Source organism: Ruegeria sp. YTSC325 (assembly GCF_059609525.1).
Genome location: NZ_JBXWLY010000012.1, coordinates 124,190 through 143,087, shown reverse-complemented (window position 1 = coordinate 143,087; position 18,898 = coordinate 124,190). Strand labels below are relative to the sequence as shown.

The window sequence follows — 18,898 nt, the reverse complement described above, 5'->3', positions numbered from 1 at the left end:
GGGTATCGGTGACCCAAGTGCCTGCTGTCGTTTCATGTTCTGATGAACTGGCTGGGGTGGTAGGAATCCTTGCCCACCGATGATTGTTATAGGCTTTTCCAACCGGTGGCCGAAACTGGGGCGGTTTCGGGGGCATTCGCTAAGCTCTGCGACCGGCAATTTGGCCGCTAGAGAGGTCGTTCACTGCTGCTAACAGGTGCCCCGATGAGACCCTTAGATCGACCGTCCTCTGGCGCTGACTGGACCGCTGACGACTGGTTCCGGGGGCTCGCTGGTGCTGGCGGTTGGTGGGGTGGACGTTCAAGGCTAGTGCAGCGAATGGCGGATCTGAGCCCGAAGTGGACACAGTTTCTTTGAAAGAAGATCGAGCATTATGCGGTATCCAAAAAAACCGAGCGCGCGATACAGCGAACCTTACTGGGACTTCGCTGGGATGTTCTGCGAATAGTCTTTTCACTCGTCCACAACACGAAACTCACCGGAAGGCGCATCAGTAGGTGGTTCCTCAAACTCATTGGAAATCAGACCGCGGCGGATGAGTTCTCTAATGGCGGCCGCTCTGGATGGCAGTCTGTTCTCGAACCGCCAATCATCAATGGCTTTAAGCTCTTCGAGGTCGAGCATCAGTTGCAGTTTTTCCGTGCGCTTTGGCGGTCGATTTTGATCAGACACTGGCATGACCTCAGTAGCTTACGTCAGTTACTCCAAGCATGTATGGCAATGGGCCTGTGTGTCTACATCAATCTTGGCATGTTGTGCCGGATACCCAGGATCATGAAGCGCCCCATGATGTGTCGGATACCTAAATTAAGTATATGATTTTATTTGAAATTTTATGAATCGCTCTTAGGTTTACTCCGCAAGCAACGAAACGGAGTGAAAATGATACAGCAAGTCTTAAAGTCTGAAGTTCAGGAAGAAACCAACGACACAGGCATCGACAAGAACGCCTGGATCGCCAACGCGGTGACGGAAGTACTGGCCGATACCATGGTCCTGATGGTGAAAACACAAGGCACACATTGGAACGTCGTGGGCCCGCTATTCCTGCCGATCCATGAATTAACAGAGCGTCAGTATCGCGACCTGTTCGAAGCTGCGGATGAATTGGCCGAGCGTGTGCGTGCGTTGGGTCAGGTGGCACCGATCTCGTTCACGGACATGGTTAGCCAAGCCAAGCTGACCGAAGAAGAGACGGTTAAAGATGCAGAGGGCATGATCAAACAATTGGTCGCAGACAACGAAGCGATTGCTCGGAACCTGCGTGAGACTGCCGCGACCGCAGCCCGTTATGGCGATGGAGCTACAGAGGATCTGATGAACGCCAGGATGGCGAAGCATGAGGAAGCTGTCTGGATGCTCAAGGCAATTGTTGCGGCCTAATTGGCGGCTCCCCTCGATTTGAACCAAGGTTTGCGAAGAAAGGAAAAACGATGACACGTGTTGGGTACGAGAAAAAGGCACAGCTGCAACTGGATAGTTGGAATGCCCAGATTGATGTTCTCGAAGCCAAGCTGAAGGTGGCCGAAGCGGACGCCAAACTCGAGCTCGAGGAGCAGCTCAGCAAGCTCTACAAGGCAAGATCTGACGCAGAGGCTCAACTGAATGATTTGAAGTCGACTAGCGACGAGGCCTGGGAAGATGTCAAAAAGGGCTACGAGGCTGCATGGGGCGATATGCAGAGTGCTTTGAAAAAAGCGGCCGACCGGTTCTCGTAGAGCTGTGTTTGTGAACAAAGCTCGTGTCGTAAATGGAGACAGGAATGCAAACACCTAGAGAATTAGTGAGGTACTTTCGTGGGTTCCTAACTATCCCTGCCGCCATTAGTCTTTCAGGGCTTTTGGTGGCTGGGATTGTCTTCAAGACGGAGCAAGCGCTCGCGAGTTGGGGTTGGTCCGCTTCCGATTGGCTGAGCGTTTCTAATCGTACTGCGAGCGATGTACTAAGCGCAATCTCGGCAGCATCCATGTCCGCGTTGGTCATGGTCTATTCCATTGTTTTGCTGGTCTACACCTTAGCAGCCGGATCAATTGGGCCCAGGCTCTTGCAGCGTTTTGGCGAAGACAGGGTAAATCAGATTGCAGTTGGCTCACTTGGAGCGACGTTTTTATACAGCTTGTTGATCTTGTGGCTGATACGCGATGACACATCCGTAAATTTGGCCGTTGCGATTGGAATAGTCTATTCGATCATCTCAGTTCTTTTGCTGTTGCTCTTCGTTCATACAGTATCGACGCGCGTAACCATTGATCAGGAGGCGGCGCGGATTTCTGAGGCCTTGGATCGCCAAGTCAGCACCGCAATCGAAAACAGCGCAGATACTCCATCTTCAGAGGCAGTCCCTGAGGAGGGAGACAAGCGCCAAGTCTTGGCTTCGGGCACTGGATATGTGAATTCGATCAATACCGAAGGTCTAGTGAGTGCGGCCAAGGAAGCCGGAGCAGTCGTCGTTTTTGATGTGCAGCCAGGAGACTTTATGGTTCCATCGGACACTTTGGCCAAGGTTTATGGTGATAGTGACGAAAGTCTTAATGATCTGGTGCAAGCGGCAGCTCCGTTAATCTCCGCGCGAGATCCTAATGGCGATATCCGCTTTTCTGTCCATCTTCTCGTTGAAATCGCACTTCGGGCGTTGTCACCGGGTGTCAACGACACGTTTACCGCAATAGTCTGCATCGACCGACTGTCGGCGTCTCTGGCTCGAGCGTGGTCGTCAAAGCTCTGCACGGGTGTGTATCGGGATGATGACGGAAACGTACGGGTGGTTTACCCGTCCATCACGGCTGAGGCACTGTTTCACGACTCTATGCCAGCTCTAAGACGCGCTGCCCGGGGTAATGGCCTCGTAACGGCCGCCCTTATTCGCGCTTTGGTGCGCATCGCAGAGGCAGCTCCAGAAGAAGATTTGCTGGCTGTTGTAGATGAACTATCTGCGGTCAGAGATGAGACCCGAGAAAGCGATATGCTTGAGCGCGATATTGATAAGTTTTGTGGCCAGGTCGAAACCGCAATTGAAGGGTTTTAGTCAACCGCCCTGGACAATTGCAGTCCAGTGCGGCTGGGGGGTGGTTTGTGAGTGGGCCATCCCCCAACTTATGGAAAAGTGCTCTTCGAAAGGTCTTAGTTACATTTCAACGAAAGGTAGTCAGTGAGTGGCGAAACCAAACGGCTACTTTGTCCGCAGAGCGGTCATTGAGACGGAGCGCAGCGAACGACCGCTCTGAGCCCAAACTGCCCGTTCACTTGAGCCACCATAACCGTCTGCTATGCCGACTTAGTCGCCGTTCGCTGCGGGTGCCGCCTGCTGCCGCCTCCGCTCCCAGCAACCGACGGAATTAACGCAAACCCGACAATTGTAGTGACCACTAAAAGGTCACCCAAGCAGGTTGCCCTGTCGTTCACCCTAGTTACCCCGACAGGCCCTTTCGTGCTCTGAGCCGAGGTTCACCACGTTGGCAAACCTCGGCTGAAACCCAGGGTGTTAACGTACTAGCCGAATAGTGCTCACCCGCCGTTGGCCGTGGTTACTCGTCCTGCCAACTCGCAAACGTCTTACGGGCTAGCTCGCTCTCAGGGCGGAGGTTTTCGATGCCGCCGTAGGGTTCATCCTTGCCAATCGGGCGGTGCGGGTACTTCGCTATCATCTTGGCATGGCGCTTTGCCATGTCCTGAAATGACGCCCCGGACCAGAGCGATCCACCGATGTCGGGGGTTGTCTCTCGAGGATCGCGCAGGATGTTAAAGACCGGCGCTGCAGCCCCCGGCACACCCGGTGCGGGCATGTGCATCTTGAACTCCTGCTTTACGATCGAGCGCAAGACCGGGCCTTCGTAGATATAAACATAGTCCCGGCGCGAGTTTCCTTCGCCTTCCAGCAACAATGCGGTTTGGTCCACACCATCGATCACCCGGTCACGTGGAATGAACTCCGTACCACCAGCGACGCGGGCCAACGTGGTGTAGAGGTCGGAGACGTGGATAATGTCTCCCGCGTAGCTTCCACCTTCGATTGCTTGCGGCCATCGCACGAACGCGTCCACGCGTACCCCGCCTTCGAGATGCTCTGCCTTGCCTCCCCGATAGATCAACTCGATCATGCCGGAATTTGGTGAGTACTGCTTGAAGATACCGTTGTCGGCCATGAACACCACAAGCGTGTTCTCGGCTACGCCAAGCTCGTCGACCTTGGCCATGAGATCGCCGAACCAATCATCCAACTGCTCCATCTTGTCGGCCATAAAGCCGCCATTGCGGGACCTTTGTTGATCGCTAGAGGTGAAATTGAGTGGATAGAGCGGCCAGTACTGAAGGAAGAACGGCTCCTCTTCGCCTGCGAGGCGTTCCAATTGTTCCAGCACCTGCCTCTGGTATGTCGCGTTCATGCGCTCGTAATGCTCTTGCGTCCATTCCTCGCCGGCCTCGAGGCCCACCTCGCGGGCTTGCTCTCCCGCCTTTGCTTCGAGCCCGGTAACCAAGCCATAGGGTTTGAACCGCTGGTCGATTGCAAACTCACTCGACTGGGTCGATGGATGCCAGCCGTTCAGATTGCCTGCGGCCGCGGCCTCCGGTGTCATCAGGCTCAATTGAACCTGCTGGTGCACAGGAAAAAACGCGACATCGAAGCCTTGATTGTGGGGAAAGGACTCCTCGATATCCCCCTGGTGCCACTTGCCGACGTGAGCCGTGTTGTAGCCTGATTGCTTGAGCACTTCGGCAATTGTGACGGCTTCACCGGCCAGGCCCTCGCCCACCAAGGCGACCTTTACTTCTTCCTGTCCAGCCCGGACCGGGTGGCTTCCTGTTAGGAACGCGGTGCGCGTCGGTGTGCACGAGGGTTCCGTATACATGCGCATCAACGCAAGGCCTTCGGACGCGAAATCATTGATGTTCGGGGTGTCGAAACCGGCGACATAGTTCATCGCCCGGTTGCCCATCAAACCGAAGCTGACGTCATCGATCAGTACATAGAGGATATTCGGAGGCTTCCCGTTATTGGCGTCGCGAAGCTCTGTCAGACGTGAATCGATCCGAACGTCCTGTGCGGCCCATTCCTCGCCAAACTGGGCACTCAGGAAGTTGAACTCTCCATCGTGAATGATTGGACTATCCTGTGCCGTGACCGCCGACGCGGCGATCAGTGCGCCAAACACGCCTATCATGAATCTCATTGGCTTCTCCTTCGCTAAACTAACCAGGGAAGCCTAGGTCATTGTTCGGGAGGATCAAGTTTCAACTTCAGGCGTCGGCAACGGTCACGACACGGGCTTACTAAGACTTCTACAATGTGCGATCTTGGACAACTACGCGTTCGCTACGTCAGCGATCCGGACGCCTAACTGCCTTTCCAATCGACTTGCCTCAATGTCCGGTATTCGGTCGGACGCGTTTGATTGCCAAGGCTGCACCGGCGAAATCACTCAGGCGATCCAACGGCGGCAATACGCAGGAAGCGGTCGACTGGCTGAACCTCGCGACCGGCGGCTTTGTCCGCATCGCGGTCATTCAGCCAACCCTCAACCAAAGTCCGCTTCGGCAAAAAGAAAGCAAAGTCAGCACCCCCGGCAACCCGCAAAGGGCCGCCGAGGGTTGGTATTCAGGGCGGTCTACGGTTGACGACATAGTCAGCCAGCCATTTCCAATAGGCTTCAGCGTCAGGAAACCCCTGAGCACGAGCAGCCAGATCTTCCGCAGCTTTACGGGTGCACCCGCCATCGAACTCAGCGATAGCAGCTCGCTCCACGAACGCATCAATGTCGGGGAAGGTCATGTCGGCAGTTGGATCTGGTCAACGATCGACCGCCGCTGCTCGTCGCTGATGCCAGCCGAGTAGATGCCGTAGGTGATCCCGTTCTCCGACCGTGCCGATTGGTGACCAACCGGAGAGGCCGTGAAGTGCTCAGGAACACCCGTTCGTTCGCACTGGGTCACAAACCACTTGCGGGTCGAGTGAAACACCAGTCCCGGTCGCTCCAGTCCCAACCGACGTCTCAGTCTCGCAAACCCCTTGGTGACATGGGCCACGGTCAACTCAGGAAACAGAGGGCCATGGCAGGGTAACTGACGGAACGTATCGTCTAGCACCGGGTGGACTGGAACCAGTCTCTCCGCCGCATCGGTCTTCAGCAGTCTCAGTTCGTTTGGTTGAACATGAACGAAGCAACCGAGGTTGCCCTTGGTCACGAGTTCTTCCCGGAGCAGCCCGACCGCTTCCCCCGCTCGCATTCCCGTCAGCAGACAGGTCAACAGAACAGGATGTAACTCCCGGTCGTTGGCTCCTAGCAATCGCACGACTTCATCGTCGGTCGGGACGGCATAGGGTTGAGGACGGACCTTCCGATCAAAGAGAACAGTCCGGAAGGGATTGACCTCCAGATGCCCCTAATAGACCACCCAGTCGAGGAAGTGATTGACCTGCGACCAGATACGCCGCTGGGTTCTGGCCGTTATGGTCACCGAACCCCGAGACGAGTACGCAACTAACTGGTCCAGGGTCAGCCCTCGGGTCCGTTCTGACTTGCCGATCATTGGAGACAGTTGGGCAATTGCGGACAGGAACTCTCTTCCGTCCGCTCTGGTCAGGCTGCAAACCGACTGGTCACCGTATCGACTGGTGAACAACCCGACAGAGTATCGGACCGATTTGAACCCGCTGGGTCGAAGCTCGTCACTGCGCTTGTTCAGATAAGCCCGGCTCAGGTCACGAACCGGCACCTTTACCGGCGCTGATGGCCTGATGAACTTAGACCTCTCCAGATTGCATCCAGAGTCCTCCAGAGTGGCTCGGAGACGGACGAGAGACGACTCCGGTTGGTCAACCCAATCAGGAACGTCAGCGGTGCTCTCTGGGACAGACAGGGCGTCTTCTGCTTGAGACCGAACCTGTTCCACCAGTGTCTCGAACCGGGCATTGACTTCAGCGGCTCGGACGCGAGCGGTGTTACGATCACTGGTCTTGAGGCTCTGCTTCAGCGCCTGAGCGCCCAGCGCGAGAGCCACGTCAGCGGGATAGTTACGTCTGAACAGCCACGTGTGGCCCTTCAAATAGGCATAGCGAATGTGAGCAGACATGGGTCTCCTCCTTTCAGATTTAGGATTTGGGATGGGTTCAGTTGATTGAGACGATCCGCAGGATCATCTCGCGTGCCGGTTCGCCGTAGGAACGCCCCCGAAACCGCCCCAGTTTCTCGGGCTTCGCTGAAAAGCCGATAACAATCATCGGACGTCAAGGATTCCTACCACCCCAGCCAGTTCATCAGAACATGGATCGACAGCAGGCACTTGGGGCTAAACCCTCCGAGAAATGCCCCCGTTTATGCCCCCGCCCAGATCACACACGTCTTGCTAGACTGTCTTGCTGTCTGCACGTCAGCGGCGACCTCCCCCAGACAGAGGGAGAGGCCGATAGCGGTTATGGCTGAGTATAGTCGGGCATAGGGTTAAGTAGTGGAAAACGCGGGATAATAAGGAGAAGAGAAACTCAAACCTCTCCCTCCCAATCACCCAGTTTCCTCATCCCCCAGAGAATCCAGATAGGCTAACCGCTCGCTGAAGATATGCTGACGAACCCTATAAGCTGGGTGGCGAGGGAGATAACGCATGTCCATGTAGTCATCGACCAACCTGGGTGTCTTTCGTTCCACCTCATCACAGTCTTCTGTTCGCCGTGCTCGGCGGCCAGGCCAGCCATCATTCGCGCGAAGATGCCCTTGTTGCTCCACCGTTTCCATCGGTTGTACAGTGTCTTGTGCAGTCCATAGGCAGCAGGGGCATCCCGCCACCGCAAACCTTTGCTTTTGATGGAGACAATCCCGCTCAACACACGCTTGTCATCAACGCGCGGCTTGCCGTGGGGCTTGGGTAAGAGGGGCTCCGGACGCGCCATTTACGCATCCGTAAGCCAGAAGAGATCAGACATGTTCACCGCTCGTTTTTGAACCGTGAATCACGCCGCAAAACAGAAATCAATGGGTCCTGATTCTAAAACATCACCCCCATTTAACTCTCCAACTCGCGTAAAATCGATGATGCAGCTCCTGTGCGGCGAAAGAGCTGTTCATGCCTGATGACCGCACCAAAAATGGGTGCGTTCCGCCATCAGGCTATCCGGATACACTAACCGGATAGCTGAGCTCTCATTGGCACTTGAACGCACATACCTCAGACTACGATACAACTGCTAATCACCGAAACGATCCGGCATCGGACAGGGCGCGAGCAGCTGGGTTTGCTGCAAGTGTCCAACACTCAACGGGATTTTTTAGCTCGGGCTTGACGCCGGATTACTCGGAATGTTCTCTCTAATTCATATAAATTGGAAACCGTACTCAAGGCCACTTCGCTTGTATCAAAAACTGGCACTGGGTCGCATACGAAACGCGTCAAGGATAATGAAATTACTTTGCTTTGTTAGCCTTTCAATCGTTTTTCTTTCAGTGTTGCGGGCGTTTTCAGGGCTGGAGCACGCCTCTTTGTGGACAGACGAACTGTTCACCGCATATTTTGCCGACCCAAAGCTGGCGAATTTCGATAATTTGCTGGCGCGCGCGACCGAAGATGGCCACCCCCCAGGGTACTACATTATCCTCTGGACGGTTTTGCGCGTAGTGGACGGTGAATTCGTGACCGTCGCGCGCGGCTTTTCCGCGCTAACTGCGACAATAGCGCTTGTCCTAGTGTACCTAGCCCCACTCCCGACCGTCAGATGGCAAGCGCGCTTGGTGTCCGTTGCAGTTGCAGTCACTTCGTGGAACTGGTGGTATTATGCTGGTGAGGCTCGCTCTTACGGGATCGTTTATTGCCTTGTCGCGATTGCAATATTAAGCGGCCTTCGGTGTCGTCGCAGCTTTTCAAACAATTTGCCTTTTGCTGTTTGGCTCTTCACGTTAACTGTCACTTCCATATCGACGGTTTTTATTCACTATTATTCGATTTTACTATCCGGGGCGATTTTTGGAGTTTTACTTCTAAGCTGCACTAAATGGTCACATCGGGTTCTGGTTACTTGCTCAGGGTCTGCAGTTTTAGTCTTTGCAGTCTGTCTTGTGATTTGGCACATGCCCAAAATTGTCGTTGACGTACAGAACACCTGGTTCGAAGCCAGCGTGCCATTTATTTTGGAACACATCGCGCGAGGAGTAAACGTCGCGGGCTCGCCAATGGTGGTCGCGATCTTTGCTCTACTCGTGTGCTTAATTACAGTTTTGATTGTAAAATCTTGGGATTTGGCGATACTCAAATCAACTTTTACCCCAGATCTATCTTCGGGGGTTTTGCTCTTAATTTCCGTAATTGTGTTGACGATTGTTTTTGGAATAATCATTTCTGTTCTTTTTGTGCCCGTGTTTTCGTTTCGGCTCTTTCTCATTTTTGCGCCGATACTTTGGATTTCCGTCGCTTATTTCATGGAAGGGATTTACCGCATGATCTCCCTGCGCGACACTCCACCGGTACTTGAAATCACAACAACCTTGGCTTTATCGACTGCGTTGATCATTGTGACCGCACACAATATGATCGAGAGCATACCTCCGAAGGAACCATGGAAACGATCAGCACGTTACATCGCATCTCTGGACAGCTGTTCGTCTTCGAAAATTCCGATTTCATGGTTTGAACAAAAGCATTTTTCGGAAGACGACCCAGAACGATTTTACGGCTTCTACCTGGAACCGAATGCGCAAAGAGAGTGGTTGAAAATACCGCGTCAGCAATCAAATATTGCGTCTGAAATGATCGCGCTAAAAAACCATGTCTTGCGCGTGGCTGGAGACCCCGAAACCTGCCCCGTTCTCTTTTGGAGCATCCATTTCTTCAAAGACGAGCGGTTGGCTGAAATGAAGACCTTTCTGGATGAAACTTTGAAGTCGAATGGCCATGGAGAAATGTGGGTCGAAGTATTGTTTTCCAAGAAGGGGTCATACTCTGCCCTCATGATGCTAGCGTCGGAGTCAAATTCTCATTTAAAATCGGTTTGTTCGCCCCCCAACGCCGATACTGTTTGCCAGCACTGGTTTGAGAGCTAGAAACAAAAAATTGTTGAAAATGGCAACTTCGCGCTTTTAGATGCTGGCTGCGCTTAGGGTCAGGACTCATAGCCAATAGATGACCAGAGCTGAGAGGGAGACCTTCGGGTATCTGACGTAACGGGTTGCCACACGGCACCAATCCTTCAGCCTGCCGAGCATGATCTCGATCCGGTTGCGCTGTCTGTAACGACCCGTGTAGTACTTATCCGTTGTCTTTCGCTGCTTCCGACCGGGGATACAAGCGCGTATCCCTTTGCCTTGTAACGTTTCTCGGAACCAATGGGCATTGTATCCGCGATCTCCGAGAAGCCAATCGATATTCGGTATGCCGCTAAGCAGAGCCCCAGCACCGATGTAGTCGCTGACCTGCCCTGCGGTGACCTGCTCCCCTTTGAGTCCGCATTTTTTAGTTAACTCTGTTCAGGGTTTGGTCCTTTCTTGACCGTTGGTGATTCTCCCGCGGGGTGAGCTCGTCGAGGCTCGAATGCGGGCGGTGATGGTTGTAGTCGTTGCGCCATGCCGCAATCATGCGGCAGGCATGGCGCAGAGACGGGGACAGGTGTTCGTTCAAGCATTCTTCCCGCATCCTTTCGTTGAAGCTTTCGACCAATCCGTTCTGCATCGGCTTGCCGGGTGCGATGTAGTGCCAGCCGACCTTACGGTCTTCTTGCCATTTCAGCATCGCGTTCGAAGTCAGTTCCGTGCCGTTGTCGCTGACCACCATACAGGGATAGCCACGCAGTTCAGCGATGCGATCCAGTTCACGGGCGACACGCGCAGCGCCAATTGATGTGTCCACGATGGCAGCCAGGCATTCCCGGCTGAAGTCATTGATCACATTCAGCACCCGGAACCGCCGTCCGTCTTCCAGCGCGTCCGACATGAAGTCGAGCGACCATCTCTGGTTTGGGCCCTGGGGGATGACCATAGGAGTTCTGGTGCCGACTGCGCGCTTGCGTCCGCCCCGTTTACGAACGGTTAACCCTTCTTCGCGGTAGAGCCGATACAGCTTCTTCCAATTCACTTCCCACCCTTCACGCTTCAGCAAGATGTGCAGGCGGCGATAGCCGAACCGACGCCGTTCGTACGCTATTTGCTTCATCCTTGCCCGCAGTTCCGTGTCAGCGGGGCGCTTGGATGTGCACCGATAGACCCGCGGATCGATCCCGGCCAACGCACAGGCGCGCCTCTGATTGTAACCCTTGGTCTTCATCGCCCAGTTCACAGCATTCCTCCTCGAACATGCGTCCATTGTCCTCGGACCAATGGCGGACAAAGGCCACATCCTCAGAAGTTTTTTCCGAGCACCTCTTTCAGCGTCGCTACATCCATCATCTGCTCGGCCAGCATCTTCTTAAGCTTGGCGTTCTCAGATTCCAGCGTCTTCAAACGCCGCGCGTCGGACACTTCCATGCCGCCATACTTCGACCGCCATTTGTAAAACGTCGCATCGCTGATCCCATGCTTGCGGCACAGCTCCTTCGCACCAAACCCGGCTTGAAGTCCCTTCAAGATACCAATGATCTGTTCTTCGCTGAAACGGCTTCTCTTCATCGTCTGTCTCCTCAGGTAGAGAGCAGGCTAAACAAAATTCGAGGACATTTTAGGGGAGCAGGTCACTAAGCTCATGCATACGCAGTATAGCGACGTCCGCTGTATCGAAATTTGGCTCTCCACGCAGATCCTTCATCGGATCATCACCTTCTTTTATAGGGGCATGCGCCAAAGCAACTAAAGCGAAGTAATCTGGAGAAACAAGAGGCGTCCCGAAAATCGCTCCGGGCGACAAAAAAGCGACTACTGACATTTCACCGGAATACTCAAACTGAGGTTATAGTCTGTCGGATACAGACAATTCCGAGTGTTGGCGAAAATCTGAGATAGCGTGATCTGCTGTCAGCAAAAGGCCGTTGGCGTCTAAGCCGAACGCGGTCGCTAGTCCCGTAAGTTCGCCATTGCGCCCTGCGTGAAACAGCGGAACAACGGCTTTTCTAATGTTAAATGGGTCGTCCACAGGAAAGAAAGTTTCGTTGGAATCAGCGTCTCTGCTCGGGACCAGAGTCCAGTCGACGCGCCCCTCTACTTCCGATTCCAGAGTACGAACACTAATCCAGCAAATTGCCATTATTGCAATTCCTTCAATAATTAACCCTTCATAATATTGAAAAAATTGCAGCTATTTTGAAAGAGCTAACCCCCACCACCCGCCAGCACCAGCGACCAGTCTTCAGCCCCCGGAACGACTCGTCAGCGGGTCTTCAGCGCCGGTGGGCGGGTCTCCAACGGTCTCGTAGGCTGTCCCTCAAGTTACAATAAGCGCCCCCTCTATCGCCAAAATGCCCCGTGCTCATTCCGCTGACGCTCCATTCCGCCCCCGAAACCGCCCCAGTTTCAGCCGCCGGTTGGAAATGCCTATAACAATCATCGATCGGCTAGGATTCCTACCACCCCAGCCAGTTCATTCATGCATGGAATGACGACAGGCTCTTGGGGCTAAACCCTCCGAGAAATGCCCCAGTTGTTTCAGGTGTTCTGACCGCTAGAGGACCTTCACTGGCGCTGACCACCGCTAACGAGTCGTTCCGGGAGCTTGCAGGTGCTGGCGAGTTGGGGTGGAGTAGCCGTTCCAGCTTAGTGCGGTGAAGGACCTTTGAGAACTCTAAATGCACGTTCTTGTGGGTAGAGCATTGCAACCGAAATGGCCCGAGGCGTTCAGGGCACCAGTTGTGACCAACGTGAGTTTTTCAAAATGTCTCAACCCCCCGGAGTATACCAAATTGGCGAAGTGTAAGCACGTTCCTGAGTTGACGTAGGCACCTCGGCAGGCAGTTCGTCGCCGAACCGAACGGCATCGTAAATTGTCCATCTCGGTGTGGGAATTTCCAAGACACGGGCATAGTAGAAAGCGCTCATAGAAGGATCGAAATCGGGGTCTTTCCAAACGGTGATCAGTTCCGGGGAACCTATTGAATTCGTAAACGTGCCCGTTGCAACATCCACGGTGTTCCCTACCGTTGGCAGGTTGCCGTCCGCATCGGGTTCTCGGTCTCCCGACCAAGCCACGTCATAGACCCGCTCTTCAGTTTCGCCGCTGGAATTTAGCCAACCTTTCACAATCTGAACACGGTCGAGATTGCCGGAGAACGGATCTTTCAGCGCAGCAACCAGGAAGGTTGGGGCGTCCGCGCCTTGTGTCGCGTCCGCGAGGTCCCCACCCATCGGAACGCCTTTTTCATATCCTATTTCTGCGGGCAATCGAGATCTTGCGTCAGCTTCCGTAAAATCCCAACCACCGAAGAAACGAACCGCGATGCGACTACCGGTTGTCCCGTATACTTCTTTCCGTTCCATCGCGTCGAAGATGGCTTCGCGTGTGTTGTCCTGAGCCCAGACCGCTGCATAGCCAGAGGCTGCCATTTCCCACCCGAGAATCTTCAGGGCATCGAACTCGCCAACGACATGCTGCCAACGGCCAGGTTCCGGCTCGACGCCAGAGTGTTTGCCAAAGAAATTGTCTTCTTCCGCCGTCGCCAAAGCTGTATGGCTGTCGGTCGAGCCCACTACTCCGAACTTGTATGGATTGGTGCCGAGCTGAGCTTCTAGCTTGAGGCCGTTCTTCAAGGCCTCGCGGGCGTATTCGTACTGAAGCATCCAGTCTTCTTTGGGAGTCGGACCCAGATTGGATTTATCCCAGGTTTCATAGTCTGCGAACTCATCGTTCGGGCTGAGAAACGGGTGAGTTTCTCCATCACCTTTGATTTGGGTAATCTCATACATCGGCTCCCACTTAGCACGCCGCTCTGCGTAGTCTTCTGTCAAAGGCTCACCCGTTTCGGGGTTTGTCTCGACCGGAAACATCAAGCCGTTGGAGACGTTGCCGTTGTGGGCAAGGGCCAGTACACGACCACCAGTCTCTAGTTCATAAGTTTCCATCCAGTCCCAAAGCCGTTCCGGATTAAATGTTTCTGCAGTTGTGAAGGGCAACATTTGCCGAGCGCGAATGGCATCATCCCGGTAGATCACATTGCGGTGGAGGTTGTTGCCAGCTTCGGTAGATGTCCACTCGTATCCGATGAACGCAGTGAATGTGCCAGGGTCATTGTGATGATCCGCAGTTTGCGTGAACTCGTCCCATACGGATTGCACAAACCTTCGATCTGCAACAGCCTCGGGAAGTGCCTCGCCCGTGATGCCAGCAAAGGTTTCAATAACTTCCATAGTGGCGCCAAGTGCAACGTCTCCGCCCGCATTAAGCCGTTCGCTCCAGTCTCGGAGCGTTGCATCGCGCATCAGCGTGGAGTTTCCCGCGATGATTTCGTTCATTGCCCCCATGGCATCAGAATGATCGGATACAACAAGCCAGTCGAGCGGACGCGATAACTTCACACGGAGGCCATGTGATGTGGTGACTTCCTCACCACGTGCAAACCTATAGGCATCGTCGGGGCTAAGAATAACGCCAAATCCGCGGGCATCGAGTGAATTTGATGTGTGCAGGTGAGTGTCCCCCCACAAAGGTCGTGTAGGAAAATCCCGACCTGCATAGGGTGAGAAATCGGCGGGTGCGGGCTCACGCATATCATCAACCGATATGGTCATTTCTCCAACTTGCCCACCTTGTGCGGCCTCTTGAGCATTTGAAGAGCTTGTTATGAATGCTGCGGAAACTATTGCTGTCGATGTCGTTAGAAAAAACTTCATATGAACCTCCCAGCCGAGATGAATGCCAGCTTATGGCAACATCTGAGTCGGTTGTTCGTCAAGGAAAACAACGGTTTTTCATTGTTGAGCAAAAGAGAGCCTGAGGGAGATTCGACCAAAACCGGACCGCAGCTTCGCCCGCAAATCTGACGCTCTACCGCTGTGAGAAAATACCGCAACGAGTGGCCGTTCTTGACGACTGGCAGCTTCGTTCGACAGTCTTGAGTCCGTGAGCTTAATTGGAGATGTTGTTATGAAGTGGTTGTCCCGCACATTCCTACTGTCCTTATCTCTTCTATTTGCCGAGGCCGCTTCGGCTCAAGAAAAACCTAACATCGTATTCATATTTCTAGATAATTTTGGGTGGGGCGAACCCGGGTTCAATGGAGGTGGCATAATCCGTGGTACTGCGACTCCCGAGATGGACGCCCTCGCTGCGGAAGGACTACGACTCACGAACTTCAACGTGGAAAGCCAGTGCACGCCGTCCCGCGCAGCGACCATGACTGGACGGTACGGCATCCGGAGCGGCAACCATACGGTCCCACTGGGAGGTGGCGTTTACGGTCTGACCCAATGGGAAATCACGATCGCTGAGATGCTGAAGGATGTAGGATACAGCACGGCCATGTACGGGAAATGGCACCTTGGATGGACCGAAGGGCGCTATCCAACGAATCAAGGATTCGATGAGTTTTACGGCGTTGAGACCACTGACGTTACAGTCTGGCGCACGCTTCCGGGTTTTGCCGATGCCAACATGGAAGAGCCGGTTGTGATGCAAGGTGTTGCTGGCGAGCCAGCAACCATCGCTCAAGACTACGATCTGGACTATCGCGGCGAAATAGATGGCGACCTGACGAAAAAGGCCATCGAGTTTATCGAAGCAAAGAGTGCCGAAGACGCGCCGTTTTTCATCTATCTTGCTTATACTCAGACCCACTATCCGAACATCGCGTCCGAGGAGTTCGAAGGCGCCACTGGAAACGGCGTCTGGGCCGACATTCTGCTTCAAACAGATAGCTATATCGGACGTATTGTTGATGCGATTGAGGCGGCAGGCGTTTCCGACGACACCGTGGTGATATTTACTGCTGACAACGGCCCCGAAGCTCTTCCGGTTGGGAACGCCAACGTCTCGCCAGTTCCTGCGGTACATGGTACGGCCGGGCCTTGGCGCGGTACTCTGTTCACCAGCCTCGAAGGAAGTATGCGTGTACCCTTTGCAATCAAGTGGCCGGGAAAGATCCCTGCCGGTTCTGAAAGCAACGATGTTGTCCACTCAATGGATCTCTATCCGACTCTTGCGGCTTTCGCAGGGGGCAAGGTGCCTGATGACAGGGCCTTTGATGGTGTCGACCAGTCAAAGTTCTTTCTTGGTGACCAACCAAACTCAAACCGAGAAGGTGTTATCGTCTACATGGGTGAGCAGATATTCGGCGTAAAATGGAAGGATTGGAAAGTTCTTTTCAAAGAGAATACGACTGCTTTTGGTGCAACGGAGTCTTTCGACACACCAAGGGTCTACAACCTTTTGAATGATCCACACGAGCGTGAAAGCGTACTCTTCCCGCACACATGGGCAGCCGAAAAGGCGCTGCCGCAGTTGCAGGAGCACATTGCTACATTCGAGAAATTTCCTCCGATCCCCCCGGGAACGCCGGATCCCTATGAACCACCCAATGACTGAGTGACGGCTTTGTCCGCAGTACCGTCATTTAACCAACCCTCAAACAATGCCCACTTTGGAAAAAGAAAAGAGAAGCAGAACTCCCGCGGCAACTCGTTAAGATGCGCCGAGGGTTGGTATACAGGGTGGTCTACGGTTGACGACATAGTCAGCCAGCCATTGCCAGTAGGCTTCCGCATCTCGGAAAGATAGATGAATCCTCGGGCTCAATCCTTGCCAACAAAAGCAAGACAACACCAAGCCAAAAGACCTGTTAGTGATCGGAAATTTGTTACCCTTCGGGCGCATCCATAGTTTCGCCGTAGGATCAAGCGATACTGTCAGGCTAAAAAGCGTCCCGACGAACTGAAATTGGTTTTTTTGTCCTAAGTAGCAATTCGCATTTTTTCATCGCTGCAACAGGACGCAATTGAGAAAATTTTTGACAGAGGGTACCTGCAAAATGCTATAATAAAACGTGAATATTTATTAATACAACACTTCTTGCGTGTTCAATAATCTTGAATTGGGAGGTTCATATGCTTGGGCGCTATGCTTGTTTGCTGACTTTGTTAGGTGTTCCGCTGAGTGCATGGGCCGACGCCATACCCACGAAAGAGGCCGCCGAAGGTACCTTTGCGGAACGACCGTTTTCCCCATATGCCAACCGCTCGTTCCCTGAACGGCCACTTTGGGGGGATACACATTTGCATACCGGCCTGTCGCTAGATGCAGGTGCCTTTGGAAATACACTGCTGCCTGATGAAGCCTGGCGGTTTGCAAAGGGTGAACAAGTCATTTCCTCGACAGGTCAGCCGGTAAGGTTGGCACGGCCACTAGATTGGATGGTTCTGACCGATCATACCGATCTGATGGGATTTGCGCCCGACCTGCAGGCCGGAAAGCCCGGCGTGATTTCCGATCCGAAAGGACTAGAATGGTACGAAGGATACAAAGCCGGAGGAGAAGAAGCCGGAAAAACCGCCTTCGACATCATCACCAATTTCTCGCAGATGACCCTGCCCGAAATCCTCCTAGAGTCGTACAGCCCCGGCGCTGACGCATTTGCATTTACCTGGGAGAACATCGTTCTGGCGGCAGAAAGACATAATGATCCCGGCACCTTTACAGCCTTTATTGGGTTTGAATGGACCTCGGTACCCAAGGGGTTCAATCTTCATCGGAATGTCATGCTGCGCGACGGGCCAATTCGGGCGCTTCAAATGGTGCCACCAGTGACGCAGCCGCCTTATGGGAATACCGACCCAAAAGCGCTCTATTCGTGGTTAGAGGAGTATCAGGCGAAAACTGGCGGCCGCGCTGTAGCCTTTGCCCACAACGGAAATTTGTCTAACGGCTGGATGTTCCCAACCGAAGACACCTATCACGGCGGCAAGGTTGATGAGGAATACGTGAAGGCTCGCGCAAAATGGGAGCCCCACTATGAAGTCACCCAGATCAAGGGCGACGGTGAAGCGCACCCGTTCCTAAGCCCGGATGATGAGTTCGCCGATTATGAGAACTGGGACGTCGGAAATCTGGATATCACCGAACTAAAAACAGACGATATGCTGGCCGGTGAATACGCCAGAGAGGCGCTGAAGCGCGGCTTGTTGCTGGAAGAGAAGTTCGGCGTGAACCCCTATAAGTTCGGAATGGGTGGAGCGACCGACAGCCATACTTCACTAGCGACCGCCGAAGAGGACAATTTTTTCGGCAAATCCGTCAGTGTCGAACCGTCAGCGGAACGGATCAAGCATCCCTTTATAGCCAATGATTTGGGCGAAATTCCCGGTGATCTTCTTGTGGCCTCGGGATATACAGCCGTCTGGGCCACTGAAAACACGCGCGCAGCGATCTTCGATGCATTCAAGCGGCGCGAGACCTATGCCACCACCGGCCCTCGGATCGGCCTGCGGTTCTTTGGCGGATGGGCGTTCGACGATTCCGATATCGAAACCCGCTTCCTTGCTGATGTCGGCTATACCAAGGGTGTTCCGATGGGGTCGGACCTTAGACCGCGCGAAGGCGACACGGCGCCCTCTTTCCTGATTGCAGCACTGCGCGATCCAATCGGCGCCAATCTGGACCGGGCCCAGGTAATCAAGGGTTGGCTGGATTCCGAAGGAGAGCTGCACGAGAAAGTCTATGATGTCGTATGGTCGGATGACCGGACCGCAGATGACAGCGGCAAGATACCTGCCGTTGGAAACACGGTGGATGTCGATACGGCAAGCTGGACTAACACTATCGGATCAGCTGAACTGGTAACTGTCTGGACTGATCCGGACTTCGACCCGGATGTTCGGTCATTCTACTATGTTCGCGCCATCGAAATTCCGACGCCACGCTGGGTGTTGTATGATAAAGTTCGCTTTGGAACTGATCTGCCAGAAAACGCCCAGTTGACCCATCAGGAGCGGGCGTATTCTTCACCAATCTGGTACACACCTAGCGAATGACCAAGTTTGGCTAAGTTTCTTGTATCAAGGGCAGAAATTTC

11 protein-coding genes and 3 pseudogenes are annotated in these 18,898 nt (G+C 53.8%); 7 read left to right on the top strand and 7 right to left on the bottom strand.

Annotated elements, in window-relative coordinates; all coding sequences use genetic code 11:
• Positions 1-453: 453 nt before the first annotated feature.
• Positions 454-672, bottom strand: coding sequence for a hypothetical protein (locus AC2FF7_RS16935; protein ID WP_152456637.1), 219 nt, complete (start codon positions 670-672; stop codon positions 454-456).
• A gap of 210 nt (positions 673-882) precedes the next feature.
• On the opposite strand from AC2FF7_RS16935, the gene AC2FF7_RS16930 reads away from it, so the two are divergent.
• The 3 genes from AC2FF7_RS16930 to AC2FF7_RS16920 are packed head-to-tail and all read left to right on the top strand — an operon-like array spanning position 883 to position 3,025.
• Positions 883-1,383, top strand: coding sequence for a Dps family protein (locus AC2FF7_RS16930; protein ID WP_170416161.1), 501 nt, complete (start codon positions 883-885; stop codon positions 1,381-1,383).
• A 50-nt stretch (positions 1,384-1,433) separates the two neighbouring features.
• Positions 1,434-1,718, top strand: coding sequence for a sll1863 family stress response protein (locus AC2FF7_RS16925; protein ID WP_353391507.1), 285 nt, complete (start codon positions 1,434-1,436; stop codon positions 1,716-1,718).
• 44 nt (positions 1,719-1,762) lie between these two features.
• Positions 1,763-3,025, top strand: coding sequence for a DUF2254 domain-containing protein (locus AC2FF7_RS16920; protein ID WP_475225907.1), 1,263 nt, complete (start codon positions 1,763-1,765; stop codon positions 3,023-3,025).
• A gap of 499 nt (positions 3,026-3,524) precedes the next feature.
• Here the strand turns inward: AC2FF7_RS16920 and AC2FF7_RS16915 are convergent, their stop codons facing one another.
• Positions 3,525-5,168 (bottom strand): sulfatase-like hydrolase/transferase, encoded by a 1,644-nt coding sequence (locus AC2FF7_RS16915; RefSeq protein ID WP_496905994.1) that lies wholly within the window; start codon positions 5,166-5,168, stop codon positions 3,525-3,527.
• A 218-nt stretch (positions 5,169-5,386) separates the two neighbouring features.
• On the opposite strand from AC2FF7_RS16915, the gene AC2FF7_RS16910 reads away from it, so the two are divergent.
• Entirely contained in the window at positions 5,387-5,830 is a 444-nt protein-coding gene (locus tag AC2FF7_RS16910; protein ID WP_496905993.1) for a hypothetical protein, read from the top strand.
• 548 nt (positions 5,831-6,378) lie between these two features.
• Here the strand turns inward: AC2FF7_RS16910 and AC2FF7_RS16905 are convergent.
• Positions 6,379-7,068, bottom strand: coding sequence for a DUF6538 domain-containing protein (locus AC2FF7_RS16905; protein ID WP_496905992.1), 690 nt, complete (start codon positions 7,066-7,068; stop codon positions 6,379-6,381).
• Positions 7,069-7,642: 574 nt separating this feature from the next.
• Positions 7,643-7,882: pseudogene (locus tag AC2FF7_RS16900) on the bottom strand (transposase); the annotation flags it as partial.
• A gap of 505 nt (positions 7,883-8,387) precedes the next feature.
• On the opposite strand from AC2FF7_RS16900, the gene AC2FF7_RS16895 reads away from it, so the two are divergent.
• Positions 8,388-10,022, top strand: a complete 1,635-nt coding sequence (locus AC2FF7_RS16895; RefSeq protein ID WP_480867991.1) for a hypothetical protein — start codon at positions 8,388-8,390, stop codon at positions 10,020-10,022.
• A 66-nt stretch (positions 10,023-10,088) separates the two neighbouring features.
• On the opposite strand, the pseudogene AC2FF7_RS16890 reads toward AC2FF7_RS16895, so the two are convergent.
• From AC2FF7_RS16890 to AC2FF7_RS16880, 3 genes and pseudogenes are all read right to left on the bottom strand, one after another.
• Positions 10,089-10,406: pseudogene (locus AC2FF7_RS16890) on the bottom strand (transposase); the annotation flags it as partial.
• 25 nt (positions 10,407-10,431) lie between these two features.
• Positions 10,432-11,579: pseudogene (locus AC2FF7_RS16885) on the bottom strand (IS3 family transposase).
• A gap of 1,200 nt (positions 11,580-12,779) precedes the next feature.
• A complete protein-coding gene (locus AC2FF7_RS16880) occupies positions 12,780-14,624 on the bottom strand; it encodes a DUF3604 domain-containing protein (protein ID WP_496905991.1) in 1,845 nt (614 codons plus the stop codon).
• A gap of 355 nt (positions 14,625-14,979) precedes the next feature.
• Here AC2FF7_RS16880 and AC2FF7_RS16875 point away from each other — a divergent pair, with 355 nt between their 5' ends.
• Together AC2FF7_RS16875 and AC2FF7_RS16870 are read left to right on the top strand one after the other, a co-directional pair.
• Positions 14,980-16,416 carry an arylsulfatase gene (locus AC2FF7_RS16875; protein ID WP_496905990.1) on the top strand — a complete coding sequence of 479 codons (1,437 nt, stop codon included), beginning with the start codon at positions 14,980-14,982 and terminating at the stop codon, positions 16,414-16,416.
• Between the two features lie 518 nt (positions 16,417-16,934).
• Positions 16,935-18,857 carry a DUF3604 domain-containing protein gene (locus tag AC2FF7_RS16870; RefSeq protein WP_496905989.1) on the top strand — a complete coding sequence of 641 codons (1,923 nt, stop codon included), beginning with the start codon at positions 16,935-16,937 and terminating at the stop codon, positions 18,855-18,857.
• Positions 18,858-18,898 lie beyond the last annotated feature (41 nt).